Source organism: Comamonas composti DSM 21721, assembly GCF_000429845.1.
In the GTDB taxonomy this organism is placed as follows: Bacteria; Pseudomonadota; Gammaproteobacteria; order Burkholderiales; family Burkholderiaceae_C; genus Comamonas; species Comamonas composti.
This window is the reverse complement of record NZ_AUCQ01000017.1, coordinates 85,951-100,821: the sequence shown is the minus strand read 5'-3', so window position 1 is coordinate 100,821 and position 14,871 is coordinate 85,951. Positions and strand designations below refer to the sequence as shown.

17 protein-coding genes are annotated in these 14,871 nt (G+C 66.3%); 8 read left to right on the top strand and 9 right to left on the bottom strand.

The window, feature by feature from the left end; genetic code table 11:
* Positions 1 to 56: 56 nt before the first annotated feature.
* From G486_RS0112140 to fliF, 6 genes are read right to left on the bottom strand one after another with little or no spacing between them, the layout of a single operon-like run.
* Positions 57 to 1,496, bottom strand: a complete 1,440-nt coding sequence (locus G486_RS0112140) for a flagellar hook-length control protein FliK (RefSeq protein ID WP_027015782.1) — start codon at positions 1,494 to 1,496, stop codon at positions 57 to 59.
* 5 nt (positions 1,497 to 1,501) lie between these two features.
* Positions 1,502 to 1,963: a flagellar export protein FliJ gene (locus G486_RS0112135; protein WP_027015781.1), complete on the bottom strand. Its 462-nt coding sequence runs from the start codon at positions 1,961 to 1,963 to the stop codon at positions 1,502 to 1,504.
* A 25-nt stretch (positions 1,964 to 1,988) separates the two neighbouring features.
* Complete coding sequence (fliI, locus tag G486_RS0112130) at positions 1,989 to 3,413, bottom strand: flagellar protein export ATPase FliI (protein WP_027015780.1); 1,425 nt, start codon at positions 3,411 to 3,413, stop codon at positions 1,989 to 1,991.
* Positions 3,403 to 4,185: a FliH/SctL family protein gene (locus G486_RS0112125; protein ID WP_027015779.1), complete on the bottom strand. Its 783-nt coding sequence runs from the start codon at positions 4,183 to 4,185 to the stop codon at positions 3,403 to 3,405. The genes fliI and G486_RS0112125 overlap by 11 nt, the downstream gene beginning before the upstream one ends.
* Positions 4,178 to 5,173, bottom strand: coding sequence for a flagellar motor switch protein FliG (fliG, locus tag G486_RS0112120; RefSeq protein WP_027015778.1), 996 nt, complete (start codon positions 5,171 to 5,173; stop codon positions 4,178 to 4,180). Before fliG ends, G486_RS0112125 begins: the two co-directional genes overlap by 8 nt.
* Positions 5,174 to 5,200: 27 nt before the next feature.
* Positions 5,201 to 6,910 (bottom strand): flagellar basal-body MS-ring/collar protein FliF, encoded by a 1,710-nt coding sequence (gene fliF, locus G486_RS0112115; RefSeq protein ID WP_027015777.1) that lies wholly within the window; start codon positions 6,908 to 6,910, stop codon positions 5,201 to 5,203.
* A 178-nt stretch (positions 6,911 to 7,088) separates the two neighbouring features.
* Here fliF and fliE point away from each other — a divergent pair, with 178 nt between their 5' ends.
* On the top strand, positions 7,089 to 7,403 hold the full coding sequence (fliE, locus tag G486_RS0112110) for a flagellar hook-basal body complex protein FliE (RefSeq protein ID WP_027015776.1): 315 nt from the start codon (positions 7,089 to 7,091) through the stop codon (positions 7,401 to 7,403).
* A gap of 209 nt (positions 7,404 to 7,612) precedes the next feature.
* Here fliE and G486_RS0112105 read toward each other — a convergent pair whose 3' ends face one another.
* The 3 genes from G486_RS0112105 to flgA all read right to left on the bottom strand — a co-directional run bounded on the left by G486_RS0112105 (position 7,613) and on the right by flgA (position 9,236).
* On the bottom strand, positions 7,613 to 7,987 hold the full coding sequence (locus G486_RS0112105) for a hypothetical protein (RefSeq protein WP_027015775.1): 375 nt from the start codon (positions 7,985 to 7,987) through the stop codon (positions 7,613 to 7,615).
* A gap of 91 nt (positions 7,988 to 8,078) precedes the next feature.
* Positions 8,079 to 8,396: a flagellar biosynthesis anti-sigma factor FlgM gene (gene flgM / locus G486_RS0112100; protein ID WP_027015774.1), complete on the bottom strand. Its 318-nt coding sequence runs from the start codon at positions 8,394 to 8,396 to the stop codon at positions 8,079 to 8,081.
* Between the two features lie 102 nt (positions 8,397 to 8,498).
* On the bottom strand, positions 8,499 to 9,236 hold the full coding sequence (gene flgA, locus G486_RS0112095; RefSeq protein ID WP_027015773.1) for a flagellar basal body P-ring formation chaperone FlgA: 738 nt from the start codon (positions 9,234 to 9,236) through the stop codon (positions 8,499 to 8,501).
* A gap of 172 nt (positions 9,237 to 9,408) precedes the next feature.
* Between flgA and flgB the strand changes: the two genes are divergently transcribed.
* The 7 genes from flgB (at position 9,409) to G486_RS0112060 (ending at position 14,758) form a co-directional block, all read left to right on the top strand.
* Positions 9,409 to 9,828, top strand: coding sequence for a flagellar basal body rod protein FlgB (gene flgB, locus G486_RS0112090; protein ID WP_027015772.1), 420 nt, complete (start codon positions 9,409 to 9,411; stop codon positions 9,826 to 9,828).
* A gap of 28 nt (positions 9,829 to 9,856) precedes the next feature.
* A complete protein-coding gene (gene flgC, locus G486_RS0112085) occupies positions 9,857 to 10,261 on the top strand; it encodes a flagellar basal body rod protein FlgC (RefSeq protein ID WP_027015771.1) in 405 nt (134 codons plus the stop codon).
* A 22-nt stretch (positions 10,262 to 10,283) separates the two neighbouring features.
* A complete protein-coding gene (locus G486_RS0112080) occupies positions 10,284 to 10,943 on the top strand; it encodes a flagellar hook assembly protein FlgD (RefSeq protein WP_027015770.1) in 660 nt (219 codons plus the stop codon).
* A 93-nt stretch (positions 10,944 to 11,036) separates the two neighbouring features.
* Complete coding sequence (gene flgE / locus G486_RS0112075) at positions 11,037 to 12,302, top strand: flagellar hook protein FlgE (RefSeq protein ID WP_027015769.1); 1,266 nt, start codon at positions 11,037 to 11,039, stop codon at positions 12,300 to 12,302.
* 53 nt (positions 12,303 to 12,355) lie between these two features.
* On the top strand, positions 12,356 to 13,096 hold the full coding sequence (locus tag G486_RS0112070; protein WP_027015768.1) for a flagellar basal body rod protein FlgF: 741 nt from the start codon (positions 12,356 to 12,358) through the stop codon (positions 13,094 to 13,096).
* 74 nt (positions 13,097 to 13,170) lie between these two features.
* Positions 13,171 to 13,953 (top strand): flagellar basal-body rod protein FlgG, encoded by a 783-nt coding sequence (gene flgG, locus G486_RS0112065; RefSeq protein WP_027015767.1) that lies wholly within the window; start codon positions 13,171 to 13,173, stop codon positions 13,951 to 13,953.
* Between the two features lie 103 nt (positions 13,954 to 14,056).
* Positions 14,057 to 14,758 (top strand): flagellar basal body L-ring protein FlgH, encoded by a 702-nt coding sequence (locus G486_RS0112060; protein ID WP_034387476.1) that lies wholly within the window; start codon positions 14,057 to 14,059, stop codon positions 14,756 to 14,758.
* The last annotated feature ends 113 nt before the right edge of the window (positions 14,759 to 14,871 follow it).

Genomic DNA, 14,871 nt, shown 5'->3' with positions numbered 1-14,871 from the left:
CGTCATAGTCCGAAAACAAGCGCTAAAGCCTCGTTTCTCCGCGCCTCCTGAGGTACTTACACAAACAAATCTATGCCAGGCGAAGCGCCTCCTGGCAAGCCGGTCTGCGTGTCCATGGAGTCGTCGCGGGAAAGACTGACACGGCCCAGGCGGCGCTCCCCATCCAAGCCCTCTCGGCCCGGCGGCTCTTGCCGCCCCCGAGCCGGCTCGCCCTCCCCGCCCTCACCGCGCCTGGGCCCCACGCTGACCGCCGCCAGCTCCAGGCCCTGGGCCTGCAACAGCTCACGCAGTTGCAACTGAGCCTGGTCCAGCCACAGCCTGGCCTGCTCCTGGTCGCTGCCGAAGCGCACATGGGCCTGCTGGCCCTGCAGGCTGAGCTGCACCTCAATGGCCCGACCCTCATGCCCCACGGACAAGGCCGCGTTCTGCGCCTTGCCGTGGACCCAGTAGGCCATCTGTTCCGATATCTGCTCCGATATCTGGTCGGCGACCTGCTGGGCCAGTTGCTGCGCACGCTCGCCGGCCCCCGCCGGCCCCTGACCCGGGCTCGGCAAGCCGCCCTGGCCCGAGGACGGGCTCGCAGGAGCGACCTGGAGCGCGCCAGTCTCGGAAAACAGGCCCAGATCAGGCCCGGCGCCAGGCCGGCTTCTGGCAAACAGCAAGGGCTCAGGCTCCACGGCCTGCATCTGGCTGATGTCCAGGCCCTGGGGAGCATGTGCTCTTGCGGCCTCGGCGCGCCAAGGCTCGGCCCCCTGAAGCTCGCCTGCAGCGATGGCGGCCCGGCTCTGGGCCACGGCCTTCGGCGCATCGGCATCGGGCACTGCGGCAAAGCCCGTCAGCGCGCCAGACGCCAGGCTGCGCTGCGGCCCGGACAGCCCGGGGCCGGCCAGGGTGTCTGCAGCGCCGGCATCGCCCTCACCCACACTGCCGTCCTCTGACAGGCCAGGAGCACCCAGACCCGCAGCCGGCGCCATGAAGGCCGCATGGGCGCTGGCACCCTGCTCGCGGCGCAGGGCCGCCAGGGTTGCGTTCGCACGGCCCGACAGCCAGTCGCTGGTCGCACCCTGGCGCAGGTCGATGTCGCTGCGGGTGTCGATCTGCCGGGTCTGTGCCACCAGCCCAAGCCAGGGCATGTGGGCGGCGGCCATCGCGGCCGTATCACCAGCCGGCGCCATGCCCGCCTGAGTCATGCCGATCTGCGGCGAACCGGAAAGCGCGCTATCGGACAGCGGCATGCCGGACAGCAGCGTGGCCGCTTGCTGCGGCAAGAGCAGCCCCTGAGCCGGCTCTTCCTCACCGTCCGGCAAGAGCGTGTTCATGGCCTGTGCAGGATCGTCCGGCAAGGCCTGGGCCTGGCCCAGGCCGGCCAGCAGCAGCGCAAAGCTGGCTTCGGGCTCGGCGGCATCGCTGCGGCTGGCGGTCGCGGCCCTCGCACCAGCCATGGGGTGCACGGGGGCTGCGACCTGGCTGCGCGGCTGCAAATCGGGTTTGTTCATAGTTGCTACTCCTCCAGCCGCAATCCAAAGCTGCGGTGATAGAACTGCAGGGCCGCGCGCTCGTCGGTTTCTTTCTGCTCGCGCTGCACCAGCGTCCGGGCTTGGGTGCGGCGGCGCAGGTCGACCACCTTGACCAGGCTGCTCAGACGCAGCTCGCAGGCCATCAAGGCCTTCTGCGCAGCCTCAAGGCGCAAGCCCAGATCGCTCAGGACCTGAGCCTGCACGCCTATGGCGTGCTCGATGCGGTTCTGAAACTGGTATTGGTGCAGCATGAGCTCGGGCTGCACGCTACACCCCTCGCTCGCCCCCCAGCGCTGCTGCATCTCGCGCACATAGCCTTCCAGCTGCTGCATCTGGGCCTGGGCCGCCTGCTGGGAGCGCAGGCGCTCGGACACCGTCTGGCGTGCCTCATCACGCTTGCGGGCTGCAACATCCACAGCCACGGACAAGGCCTGAAGAGAGGACATGCTGTATTTCCCTTTCGGTATGGGTCTAGCTGGACTCCGGCCCCTGGAGCAGGCCGGACATGGCGGACAAACTGGCCTGCATGGATGCAGGCTCGAACATGCTTTGTTGCAGGAACGCCGTCATGGCCGGCTGCAGGCGTATGGCCTCGTCCATGAGCGGGTCCGACCCCGCAAGATAGGCGCCGACCTGGATCAGATCGCGCCCCTTCTGGTAGCGCGAATACACGGCACGAAAGCGCCTGGCCTGCTCGAAATGCTCGCGCGTGGTCACGTTGTGCATGACCCGCGATGCCGACTGCTCGATGTCGATGGCCGGGTAATGGCCGGTCTCGGCCAGGGCGCGCGAGAGCACGATATGACCGTCGAGAATCGCACGCGCCGCATCCGCAATCGGGTCTTGCTGGTCATCGCCTTCGGAGAGCACGGTGTAGAAGGCCGTGATCGAGCCCTGTCCGTTCAGGCCGTTGCCACTGCGCTCCACGAGCTGGGGCAGCTTGGCAAAGCACGAAGGCGGATAGCCCTTGGTCGCCGGCGGCTCGCCTATGGCCAGGGCGATTTCGCGCTGGGCCATGGCATAGCGGGTCAGCGAGTCCATGAGCAGCAGCACATGCCGGCCCTGGTCGCGGAAATGCTCGGCAATCGCGGTCGCATAGTTCGCACCCTGCATGCGCAGCAGCGGCGGCGCATCGGCCGGCGCGGCCACGACCACGGTGCGCGAGCGATCCTGCACCCCGAGAATGTCCTCGACGAATTCCTTGACCTCGCGGCCGCGCTCGCCGATCAGGCCCACGACGATGACCTCGGCCTGGGTATAGCGGGCCATCATGCCCAGCAAAACGCTTTTGCCCACGCCCGATCCCGCGAACAGGCCCAGGCGCTGGCCCCGGCCCACGGTGAGCAAGGCATTCAGCGCCCGCACCCCCGTGTCCAGCGGCTCGCGCACAGGGTCGCGCTCCATGGCATTGATGGGGTTCTTCTCCAGTGGCCGGGCCTGGACCTGATCCAGCAGCCCGCCATGGTCCAGAGGCTGGCCCTGGGCATCGACCACGCGCCCCAGAAGGCCTTCGCCCATGGGCAGGCTCAGCACGCCTGCCGCCAGGGAGACCGGGGCTTCTGGTCCATCGCCGAAGCGCAGCAACGGCACAAAGGCCTGGGCCGGGACCACCTTGGCCTCGCTGGACAGACCTTGCATGTCGGCCGCCGGCATGAGAAATGCACGCTCCCCCGCAAAGCCCACGACCTCGGCCAGCACCGGATCCTGGGCGCCCTGGCAGATCCAGCATTGCGCGCCCACAGGCACCTGCAGGCCTGCGGCCTCCAGCACCAGGCCTGTCAGCCGCGTCAGCGAGCCATTGCTCTCCAGCGATACGCCGGGCAGCAGCCGGGCGCGTGCATTGCCCAGAAATTCGGGCCAGCCCGGGTCTGTACGCGACTGAGGCTCAAAGCTCATGGGCCTGCCCTTCATACCAGCTGGACACCAGGCCCAGCGCGGCCACGGCACGGCGCCAGCGCTTGTCCAGGCCGGCATCGACCTGGGCCGCGCCGGCCTCCACATGCACATCGCCAGGCTTGAGGCCAGGATCGCCCAGCCACCTCACCCGGCCTGCAGCGCCATGCTCGGCCTCCAAGGCCGGCTCGATCAAGGCCAGATCTGCAGGGTGCAGGCGTACCGTGGCAGCCCGGCCCTCGGTCACCAGCATGTCCAGGGCTTCGCGGACCACGGGCAGCAAGGCCTGGGGCTGGCTGCGCAGTTCCTGGCGCACGACCTGGCGCGCAATGTCGCAGGCCAGGTCCAGCAGTTCGGCCGCCATCTTCGTCTGCAGCTGCTTGAGGCCGGCATCCATGCCGGCCAACAGGGCCCGGGCCTGCTCCAGAGTCTCGCGCCCCTGGCCGGCCACATAGTCGTCCAGGCGCTGCTGCCACTGCCGGGCGGTCTCGCTGCGGCCCTGCTCCAGCCCTTGCTCATGGCCTCGGGCACGCGCTTCCTCCAGCATCTGCTGCAGTTGCTGCTCGTCGTGAAGCGGCTCGACCGGTGCCTGGGCCTCGCTTTCGGCGGCTGCGGGCTCGCCCAGCAACTGCCCCAGCGGCCAGCCCTGCAGGGACAGGCTTTGCAGCACCTGCAGGCCCGCGCCCTGGCCGACCGGCTCGAACTGCCATTGCGCCACCCGGCCTTCGTCGATCTCTTCGCCGGGGATGAAGCGCGAGTGGGCCACACTAGACATAGCTGTCCTCCGCACCGCCGCCGATGGTGATCTGGCCTTCCTCGGCCAGGCGGCGCACGATCTTCAGGATTTCCTTTTGCTGGGCCTCGACCTCGGACAGCCGCATGGGGCCGCGCGATTCCAGGTCTTCGCGCAGCGACTCGGCCGCACGCATGGACATGTTGGCGAGTATCTTGTCGCGCACTTCCATGGAGCCGCCCTTGAGCGCCACGATCAGCGTCTCGGAGACGACTTCGCGCAGCACCAGCTGCATGGAGCGGTCATCGAGCTTGACCAAGTCGTCGAACACGAACATCTTGTCCATGATCTTCTGGGCCAGATCGGGGTCGTAACTGCGAATCGTGTCCAGCACCGCCACATCGGCATTGCTGCCGAGGTTGTTGATCATCTCGGCCGCCGTCTTGACACCGCCCAGCGAGGTCTTGCGGATCTTGTCGCCACCGGCCAGGACCTTGAACAAGACCTCGTTCAAATCCTTGAGCGCCGTCGGCTGTATGCCCTCCAGCGTGGCCACGCGCAGCATGACCTCGCTGCGAAAGCGCTCGGGCAGCTGCATGAGCACGGCCGCCGCCTGCTCATACTCCAGATGCACCAGGATGGCGGCCACGATCTGCGGATGCTCGCCGCGCAGCAGCTCGGCCACGGACAGCGGGTCCATCCACTTGAGGCTTTCTATGCCCGAGACATCGCCCCCCTGCAGGATGCGGTCTATGAGCAGGGCCGCCTTGTCGTCGCCCAGGGCGCGCTTGAGCACGGATTTCACGTAGCCGCTGGCATCGTCCACCAGCAGGCTCTGGGCTGCAGCGTCATCGGCGAAGCGGTTGACCACGAAGTCCACCTTCTCGCGCGTGACGCCACGCATATGGGCAATGGTTTCGCCAAGCTTCTGGACTTCCTTGGGGCTCAGGTGTTTGAACACCTCGGCCGCTTCCTCTTCGCCCAGGGAAACCAGCAAGATGGCAGCGTCGTTCAGGCCTCGTTCGTCCATGATGAATGTGGTCGGTTACGCCAACGGCTAGCTGTTCTCGCCGTTGATCCAGGTTTTGACGATATTGGCCACGGCAATGGGGTTTTGCTTGGCCAACTGGCGGGCCTGCTCCAGGCGCACCTGCTCCTGGGTCGGGGACAGATCCACGGCCGGAGCAGGCAGGGCCGGGCGCTCGGGCTCATCGCCCTCGATGGCGCTGAGCTGGGCACCGGGCTCGGTCTTGCGTCCCTTGAGCAGAGGCCGCACCAGGGCGATGAACACGATGGCCGCAAACAGGCCCAGCCCCAGGGGCAGGCCCAGGCTGCGCGCCATCTCGCGCACTTCGGGCTGCTGCCACAGCGGCAGCACGACCTCGGGCTCCTCGGTATTCACAAAGGGTGCGCTGACCAGGTTCACGGAGTCGCCGCGCTCGGCGCTGTAGCCCACGGTCTCGCGCACCAGGGTCAGCAGCTGGTCCTGCTGCTCGGCCGTGAAGCTGCGCGCGCCGCCGGCTTCGGCGCCGGGCGCGGCATTCGCCGTCGCGGGCGCTTCGGGACTGGCTGGCACGGCGGGCACATTGATGACCACGGCCGCCGTGAGGCGCTTGATGTTGCCGGTGCTGGCGCGCGTCACCCGCACGGTCTTGTCGACCTCGTAGTTGGTGATCGACTCGCGCTTGCTCGCGGCTCGCGCCGCACCCGTGTTCTGCTGGCCGTCGGCGGCCTGGGGCGCGGGATTGGCACCGTTGACGGGCGCCGTTGCCGCAGCCGGTGGCTGGTTGCTGGTCGCGCCCGGCACCCCCGTGGGCAGGGGCGGGCGCGGCTCGCCCGAGCTCTCCACCACCTGCTGGCTGCGCACGGCGCTGCTGTCCGGCGTCTGATTCGGGGTGTGCTGCTCCGAGGTCGATTCGGTCTGGCTGAAGTCCATCACGGCCGAGACCTGGGCGCGCACATTGTTCTTGCCCACCACGGGCTCCAGAATGTCCAGGATGCGGCGCACATACTGCTGCTCGACCTGCTGGGTATAGGCCAGCTGCTGCAGGTCGACGCCCTGAGCGCTCTCCTCGGGCGAACGCGACAGCAGCTTGCCGGAATCATCGACCACGCTCACCGCCGTGGGCTGCATCTCGGGCACGCTGGAGGCCACCAGGTGCACGATGCCCGCGATCTGCGTGCGATCCAGCACGCGCCCCGGATAAAGGCTCAGCAGTACCGAGGCCGAGGGCTTTTGCTGCTCGCGGAAAAACCCGTTCTGGTTGGGCAGGGCCAGGTGCACGCGTGCGCTTTGCACGGCGGCCAGCGCCTGTATGGAGCGCGTGAGCTCGCCTTCGAGACCCCGCTGAAAATTCAGCCTTTCCTGGAACTGGGTAATGCCGAACTTGCTGCTCTCCATGAGCTCGAAGCCCGTGACCGAGCCCTTGGGCAGGCCCTGGGTCGCGAGCTTGAGGCGCACATCGTGCACGCGCTCGGCCGGCACCAGGATCGCGCCCCCGCCCTCGGTATAGCGGTAGGGCACGTTCATCTGCGTGAGCTGGGCCACGATGGCTCCGCCGTCCTTGTCGCCGAGATTGGAGAACAGCAGCCGGTAATCGGGCTGGCGGTAGAACATGGCCGCAGCCGCAAGGGCCACGAACAACAGCGCCAATCCGCCCCCGGTCACAAGGCGCTGGCCGCGCCCCATGGCAGTCCAGCGCTGCTGCAGCGAGGAACCAGGTGCAGGAGTGATCACGGAAACAGGTGCTTCGGCAACAGCGGACATCTTTTTCCCATCGGTGTAGGCCCTGGACATGCAGAGCTTTGGCTTGCCATGGATTATTCAAATCCCGGCCCTCGATGTTTGTCCGATAAGCACGCGCTTTGGCCTCTTTTTGCAGCCATGTGCACGCCGGCTCCGGCCTACGATGCAGGCATAAATCAGCATTCACCTGGAAACCGTCATGGACCTACGCTTCCCCCGCAGCACCCCGTCTGTCTACGGCACCGAGCTGGCGCAGAACATCGGCCTGCGCCGCACCCCAAAGGCGTCGGCACCCGGCTTCGACCAGGCCCTGCAAGGGGCGCTCAAGGCCGTGAGCCAGGCTCAGAACCGGGCTGGCGACATGCAGCGCGAGGTCCAGCTGGAAAACCCCGCCGTCAGCCTGGAGCAGACCATGGTCGCGCTGCAAAAGGCCCAGATCGGCTTCCAGGCCGCGCTGCACGTGCGCAACCGCCTGGTCCAGGCCTATACCGACGTGATGAACATGCAGGTCTGAGCCGCTCTTCGCCGCCTGCGGGCGGCATAGCCTCCAACGCAAACAGCTCCTGATTCAGGAGCTGTTTGCGCTTGCCACATCTTGATTTCAGCAATGAACAATATAAAAAACGAGCGCTATCAAGCGCTGGCAGCTCTTGTTTTTGCAGAGCTGCATGCAAGACCGGCCGCCGTCATCGCAGCGGCCATGGCCAGAAGAGACGGTACGAACTAGCCCGCACCCTGGTAGATATGGGCCCGGCCCTGGCCCGTATGGGGCTGGCCATAAACGCCTTGACCGTAGGTGGCTTCCCGGCTCTTGACCTGGGGCACCAGGACTTCGGCCTGGCGCTGGGTCTGGACCGTCAGGCGCGTCAATTGCTCACGCAGTTGCGTCAACTGCAGGCCGAAAACCTGGGAGCGGCGGCGCTGAAAGGGCGTCCACTCCAGCGCAGGGAAGCGGCGCGCCAGCTCCGAAAAGGCCAGCATGGCCTCGCGCATCTGGCCGCTGGCCTGTTCAAGATCCGTCACATCCAGGGAACCCAGGGCCTGGGCAACCACGCCCAGCTGTTTTTCCAGGGCATCGAGCATTTCATCGAGTTTCATAAAGGACTCCTGGGCAGCGGGACCCAGTCAGGCAATCGCCTCAAAGCGGGCGTTTCGTTGAAGAAAAATTGCAGGGCGCCAGAACCGGCGCTCACGACCGCGTATGGGTCATGAACTCCTCGGCATTGCTGAGCAGCTTGTCGGCCACGGCCTCGGCATTCACGCGAAAGCTGCCGTCGGCAATGGCCGCGCGCATGGACTCGACACGCTCGGCGTCGAAGTCCGCATTCGTGCGGTCTTTCTGCTCCAGGGCCCGGGCCGAGCTGGAAAAAGACACCGGCACGCCAGCCGCCCCTGCGGGCCTGGCCTGGCCGGTCTCCTCTGCAGCGCCGGGGTTTTCCGTCTTCGCCTGCTGCTTGGCCGCAGCAGGCGAAGAGGCTGGCAGTTCAGATTTTTGTCCGATCTTTATCATTGGTTCATTCTCCTATCGCCCACACAACAGCCCAGGGGGTGTTCCTGGTTTCGGCCAAGGCCTGCAGAACTTGAGGGCATTGCCCGGGCACTTGCACGACTACTGCACCTGTACAGCTCCTTCGGGATCGACCACACCGGAGAGCATGCGTCCGTTGTCCAGGCGCACTCTCACGGTCTGCCCCTGTCCGGCGGCGGCCATGGCCTTGCCGGAAGAGGTCACCAAAAATCCACCGCCGCCGAGCATGACCTTCACCTGAGTGCCCGCAGCAAACAAGGGGGCCGGGCGCAGCATGTTCTGGCGCAAGGCCTGGCCCGCAGCCAGAGGGCGCGTCGCCACCTGGCCTATCCATGCCCGGGCATTGGCCTGTATGGGCGAGGCCTCCTCGGCCCAGTCGACCTCGGCCTCGATCGCATCCTCGGCCTGCAGCACCTGCCCGGCGGACACACTGTTTTGCAAGACCCAGGCCGGACCCAGGGCCTTGACCGTGACCGGCAGGAACACATTCCAGGCCACCCGTCCCTGCAGACAGCGCAGACCTATGCGGCTGCGCCCCCACAGGCGCGTGCCGGCCGGCAGATAGGGCTCGACCCTGGCACAGGCCGCAAGGCGCAGGCGGGAGTCGAGCTGGCCCACCTGCACCTGCAGGCGCAGTCCCGTGCCGGCGTCCTGGACCTGCAGCACGGCCTCGTCGGCAAAGTGCTGGCCTATGCGCACCAGCTGCGCGGCACCGTCGGGCTCCTGCTGCGCCGCAGCGGCCATCGCCGAAAACGCCAGCAGCGCACCGGCCAGGGCCTGGCCGGGAGTGCAGCGAAGAAGGCGAAGTCCTTGATTCATAGCCCGAAATATAGAGCCCTCGAACTCCTGCGCATGCAGCGAACTGCAAGGCCAAACACGCTCTCTTCGCGCTTTAGTTTCGGCAGGTGGATTTTCATAATCAGCGCATCCGCAGTCCGTGGGCTGCCGCCCCCGACACCCCGCATCACAGACCAACTCGCCCGAGGCCGACATGTTCGAAAAGATCACAGAACGGCTGGATTTTCAAAGCCAGGCACTTGTACTGCGCGCAGAGCGCCAGCGCACCATTGCAAGCAACATCGCCAATGCGGACACGCCAGGCTATGTGGCGCGCGATTTCGAATTTCGCCGCGCCCTGCTCGCGAGCACGCCGGCTTCTTCGCCACTGGCCCAGCCCGGCGCAGGCGCAGGCGCGAACGGCCACATTCCCCTGCCCGCCGCCGCTTCCGGGCATGAGGCGCCAGGACAGCTGGGCTACTCCGTGGCCTCGCAGCCGAGCCTGGACAACAACACCGTGGACCTGGACCGCGAACGCGCCAACTTCGTGGACAACGCCGTGCGCTACGAGGCCACGCTGCGCTTCATCAACGGCCAGGCCAAGACCTTGCTGAGCGCCATACAAGGCCAGTAAGCCCCGATACCCGACAGGAGCCGACCCCATGTCCATGTTCTCCATCTTCAACATCTCGGGCAGTGCCGTCAGCGCCCAATCCCAGCGCCTCAACGTCGTGGCCTCCAACCTTGCCAACGTGGATGCCGTGGCCGGCCCCGACGGCCAGGCCTACAAGGCACGCCAGGTGGTGTTTCAGACCACGCCGCTGGAAGACGAAAGCGGCTCCGGCGTGCGCGTGAGCGCCATACGCGAGGACAGCACTCCGGGTCGGCGCGTGCACGACCCGCAGCACCCGCTGGCCGATGCCGAAGGCTATGTCACGCACTCCAACGTCAGCGCCGTGGACGAGATGGTGAACATGATCTCGGCCTCGCGCTCCTACCAGAACAACGTGGAAGTCATGAACACGGCGAAATCGCTGCTGCTCAAGACCTTGCAAATGGGCCAATGAGCCGCCCCTCAGGAGTACGTTCATGATTTACGGCATAGGCGATACCAGCGCGCTCGCAGAGCAGCAATCCGGCACCGGCAAGACATCGGTCACCGACCCTGCGGCCGCCCAGGACCGGTTTCTCAAGCTGCTCGTGGCCCAGCTCAAGCACCAGGATCCCATGAACCCCATGGACAACGCGCAGATGACCACGCAGATGGCACAGATCAATACCGTGTCGGGAATCCAGCAGCTGAACCAGACCATGCAGGGCATGGCCGGCCAGTTCTCGGCCCTGCAAGCCATGCAGGGCACGACCATGATAGGGCGCGCGGTGCTGGTCCAGGGCAACACTCTGGGCCAGGCCGTAGAGGACAAGCACATGGCGGCTTTCGAGCTGGCCGGCCCGGCCGCCAGCGTGAAGGTGCAGATCACCACGGCCAGCGGTGAATTGGTCGACACCATCGAGCTCGGCCCGGCCGAGGCCGGGCGCAATTACTTCAGCTGGGATGCACAGAAATACACGGGCGATACCAGCCAGTTGCGCTTTTCGGTGCAGGCCGACAACGCAGGCCAGGCCGTCTCCGCAACCACGCTGTCACCGCATCAGGTGATTGCCACGGGCACCAGCGAAGGCCGGCTGATGCTGGAGCTCAGCAACGGCAAAAGCATTTCCTACGGCGATGTCCGAGCCGTCTACTAGCCGCTTGGCAGCACGGAAAAGGCATAGCCGCAACAGTCGTTCCAGCCGGTCAGGCGCCGGCCTTGTTCATCACCAGTTTCGCAGGAGCTCATCATGGGATTTCAAACCGGCCTCTCGGGCCTGAACGCTGCCAGCAAGAACCTGGACGTCATAGGCAACAACATTGCCAACGCCAACACCACGGGCTTCAAGTCCTCGCGCACCGACTTCGCCGAAGCCGTGGCCAGTGCCATCGGCTCGGCCAGCGGCCAGGCCAGCGGCATCGGCGTGAACGTGGCCGCCATCAATCAGCAGTTTCGCCAGGGACCGTACTCGACCACGGGCAACAACCTGGACGTGGCCATCAATGGCAACGGCTTCTTCGTCGTGCGCCAGCCCGATGGCAGCACGGCCTATACGCGAGCCGGCAACTTCGTGGCCGACAAGCAGGGCCAGTTGCGCACCGTGCAAAACGACTATGTGATGGGCTATCCGGTCGACCCCGCCACGGGCAAGGTGCAGACCGGCGCTGCGCCCATGGCGCTGAGCTTTCCCACGGGCAGCATCGCGGCCAAGCAGACCGAGAAGGCTCAGATCTCGCTGAACCTGGACTCGCGCGCCCAGCCTGCCGCCGGCGATGCCACGGCCACGCCCCCGATACCACCGACGCCGCGCGCCACCTACGGCACGGCCATCACGGTCTTTGACGCCCAGGGCACGGAGATCCACACCAGCTTTTACTTCGAGAAAAGCGCCACCGGCAACACCTGGGAGATCTACAACTCGCTGGACCCGGCCGCGCCCAGCATAGGCACGGCCGTGTTCGATACCGGCGGCAAGCTCACCAGCCTCACACCCACGGCCCCGGCCACAGGCTCGGGCACCGAGCTGATCCTGCCCATCGACGGAGGCACGGCCAACCCCAATGGCCTGCCGCCATTCCCCGTGAGCTTCGACTTCGGCAGCACCACGCAATACGGCTCCAAGTTCGCCAACAACGGCCTGCAGCAGGACGGCTATGCCACGGGCATGCTCACAGGCATCAGCATCAGCCAGAACGGCTCGATCACGGCCAGCTACTCCAATGGCCTCACGCGCGTGGAAAGCCAGCTGGCCATGGCCGACTTCACCAATGCCCAGGGCCTGGCCCAAGTCGGCGGCAACAAATGGGTGGCCACAGCAGATTCGGGCCCGGCGCTCAACGGCACGGCGGAGACCGGCTCGCTGGGCTCGCTGCGCGCCGGCTCGCTCGAGGATTCGAACGTGGATCTCACGGCCGAGCTGGTGAACATGATGGTGGCCCAGCGCGCCTACCAGGCGAATGCCCAGACCATCAAGACCCAGGACCAGGTGTTCTCCACCCTGGTGAACCTGAGGTGAGCCCCGGCTTGCGCGCAGACGCCATGGCAAACCATTTGAATTGAGGAGCCCGCATGGACCGCATCATCTACACCTCCATGACGGGCGCCAACGCGGCCGCCCAGCGCCAGGCCGTGCTGGCCCACAACCTGGCCAATGCCAGCACGAATGGCTTTCGCGCGGAGATGTCCACCTTCCGCGCCGTTCCCCTGCAGGGCAGCGGCTCGGGCACGCGGGTCTTTGCGCTGGAGGCCACCTCGGGCTATCTGGACACGCCCGGGCCAGCCCAGCGCACGGGCCGTGCCCTGGATGCCATGGCCATGGGCCGGTCCTGGTTTGCAGTGCAGGGCCTGGATGGGCAGGAGGCCTATACGCGCGACGGCATCTTCGAAGTCTCGCCCGAAGGACAGCTCGTCAACAGCAAGGGGCAGGCCGTGCTCTCCGACGGCGGCGCTCCGCTGGACATTCCACCCGAATCCTCGGTGAGCCTGGGTGCGGACGGCACGCTGACCGCCAAGAGCGGCAACCAGTTGCCCGTGGCCGTGGGCCGCATCAAGCTGGTCACGCCCACCGAAGACATGCCCCTGGTACGCGGCGATGACGGCCTGTTTCGCGATGCCACGGGCGACGCCCTGCCCAACGACGAGAACGCACGCCTGCTGGCGGGCTCGATCGAGGGCTCGAACGTGAACTCGGTGGAAACCATGGTCGGCATGATCGCCGCCTCGCGTCAGTTCGAGCAGCAGATGCGCCTGCTGCAGACCGCAGAAGCCAATGACAAGACCGCCAGCCAGCTGCTCAGCGTGAATGCCTGACGCCCTGTGCGACAGCCTGGCTGCTGGGCTCCGGAGGAGCGCTCTGCACCCTGGATCACTGAAAGGAAAGTCTCATGATCAACTCTTTGTTCATCTCCAAGACCGGCATGGAGGCCCAGCAGACCCAGCTGGATGTCATCTCCCACAATCTTGCGAATGTCTCGACCACAGGCTACAAGCGTGCCAACGCCGTTTTCGAGGACCTGATCTACCAGAACCTGCGCCAGTCGGGCGCCCAGAACACCGAGCAGAGCCAGTTGCCCACGGGTCTGCACCTGGGCCTGGGCGTGCGCACGGTCGCCACGACGCGCAACTTTCTGCAGGGCAGCCTGCAGCAGTCGAACAATGCACTGGATGTGGCCATCAACGGCAATGGTTTCTTCGAAGTCAACATGCCCGACGGCACGATTGCCTATACGCGCGACGGCTCCTTCCAGGTCGACTCCCAGGGCCAGCTCGTGACCGCCAGCGGCCTGCCCGTGGCCAACGGCATCACCATTCCCCAGGGCGCAACCAAGGTCTCCATCAGCGCCGATGGCGTGGTCAGCGCGACCATGCCCGGCCAGGCCGCGCCCCAGCAAGTGGGCAACATCGCCATGAGCCAGTTCATCAACCCCGCAGGCCTGGAGCCGCGCGGCCAGAACCTGTTCGTTGAGACCGCCTCCTCGGGCCAGCCCCAGCAGGGCACGCCCGGCACGAATGGCCTGGGCACCATACAGCAAGGCTATATCGAGGCCTCGAACGTCAACGTGGTGCAGGAGCTGGTGACCATGATCCAGACCCAGCGCGCCTACGAGATGAACTCCAAGGCCATCCAGACCTCGGACCAGATGCTGGCCAAGCTGTCGCAGCTGTGAAGAGCTTCCCCCTGAGTCGGCTTCCGTGCCAGTGCTTCTGGCTTGGCGCATGCATGCCCAGCCGCCACGCCCACCGGCCCCAAGCAAACCAGGTAAGAACGCCATGACCTACACCCCTCATCTTCTGCCACTGACCGGCATCGGCCTGGTCCTGCTGCTTTCCGGCTGCGCCTCGCTCAACGAGCCTCCGCCCGTGGACATGCCGGCCACCGCACCGCCGGTGCTGCAGCCTGCGTCCCCGTCGGCAGCCCAGCCCACAGGGGGACTGTTCAACACGGCCAGCTATCGGCCCGTTTTCGAGAACCGGCGCGCGCGCCTGGCTGGCGACCTGGTCACGGTACAGATCGTGGAGCGCGTCTCGGCCAGCCAGAAGTCCAACTCCAAGCTCGGCCGCGACAACGAGATCAAGGCCGGGATCACGGCCTTGCCGCTGTTTTCCGGCAATGCCGCAAGCAATCTGGCCAGCCGCTCCAAGATCGGCGTGAGCAATGACGCCAAGTTCGACGGCTCAGGCTCGACCAGCAGCGACAACACTTTCACGGGTTCCATCAGCGCCACCGTCACCGATGTACTGCCCAACGGCCATCTGCTGATCACCGGCGAGAAGCAGATCGGCGTGAACCACAACGTCGATGTGCTGCGCTTCTCGGGAACGGTGGACCCGCGGGCCCTGCAGCCCGGCAACGTGATCGCCTCCACCCAGGTGGCCAATGTGCGTGTGGAGTCGCGCAGCCGCGGGCAAGCGGGCGAGGCCCAGTCCATGGGCTGGCTGTCGCGCTTTTTCCTCAACGTGACGCCGTTCTGACGCAGCACGGCGCCCGTAAACGGGCGCCACCGCCGGCTCGCCCCGCGCCACCGAGCCTGTCCGGCATTGCATGAAAGCGTCTAGAAGGGCTACTGCAAGCCCCATCCACACGA

Excerpts from the sequence above, each read along its gene's own strand:
- fliF (WP_027015777.1), bottom strand. The coding sequence starts at position 6,910 with ATGTCCGCTGTTGCCGAAGCACCTGTTTCCGTGATCACTCCTGCACCT.
- flgG (WP_027015767.1), top strand. The coding sequence starts at position 13,171 with ATGATCAACTCTTTGTTCATCTCCAAGACCGGCATGGAGGCCCAGCAG.
- G486_RS0112070 (WP_027015768.1), top strand. The coding sequence starts at position 12,356 with ATGGACCGCATCATCTACACCTCCATGACGGGCGCCAACGCGGCCGCC.
- G486_RS0112140 (WP_027015782.1), bottom strand. The coding sequence starts at position 1,496 with ATGAACAAACCCGATTTGCAGCCGCGCAGCCAGGTCGCAGCCCCCGTG.
- flgC (WP_027015771.1), top strand. The coding sequence starts at position 9,857 with ATGTCCATGTTCTCCATCTTCAACATCTCGGGCAGTGCCGTCAGCGCC.
- G486_RS0112105 (WP_027015775.1), bottom strand. The coding sequence starts at position 7,987 with ATGAAACTCGATGAAATGCTCGATGCCCTGGAAAAACAGCTGGGCGTG.
- flgE (WP_027015769.1), top strand. The coding sequence starts at position 11,037 with ATGGGATTTCAAACCGGCCTCTCGGGCCTGAACGCTGCCAGCAAGAAC.
- fliG (WP_027015778.1), bottom strand. The coding sequence starts at position 5,173 with ATGGACGAACGAGGCCTGAACGACGCTGCCATCTTGCTGGTTTCCCTG.
- G486_RS0112080 (WP_027015770.1), top strand. The coding sequence starts at position 10,284 with ATGATTTACGGCATAGGCGATACCAGCGCGCTCGCAGAGCAGCAATCC.
- G486_RS0112135 (WP_027015781.1), bottom strand. The coding sequence starts at position 1,963 with ATGTCCTCTCTTCAGGCCTTGTCCGTGGCTGTGGATGTTGCAGCCCGC.
- fliI (WP_027015780.1), bottom strand. The coding sequence starts at position 3,413 with ATGAGCTTTGAGCCTCAGTCGCGTACAGACCCGGGCTGGCCCGAATTT.
- flgB (WP_027015772.1), top strand. The coding sequence starts at position 9,409 with ATGTTCGAAAAGATCACAGAACGGCTGGATTTTCAAAGCCAGGCACTT.
- G486_RS0112060 (WP_034387476.1), top strand. The coding sequence starts at position 14,057 with ATGACCTACACCCCTCATCTTCTGCCACTGACCGGCATCGGCCTGGTC.
- G486_RS0112125 (WP_027015779.1), bottom strand. The coding sequence starts at position 4,185 with ATGTCTAGTGTGGCCCACTCGCGCTTCATCCCCGGCGAAGAGATCGAC.
- flgA (WP_027015773.1), bottom strand. The coding sequence starts at position 9,236 with ATGAATCAAGGACTTCGCCTTCTTCGCTGCACTCCCGGCCAGGCCCTG.
- fliE (WP_027015776.1), top strand. The coding sequence starts at position 7,089 with ATGGACCTACGCTTCCCCCGCAGCACCCCGTCTGTCTACGGCACCGAG.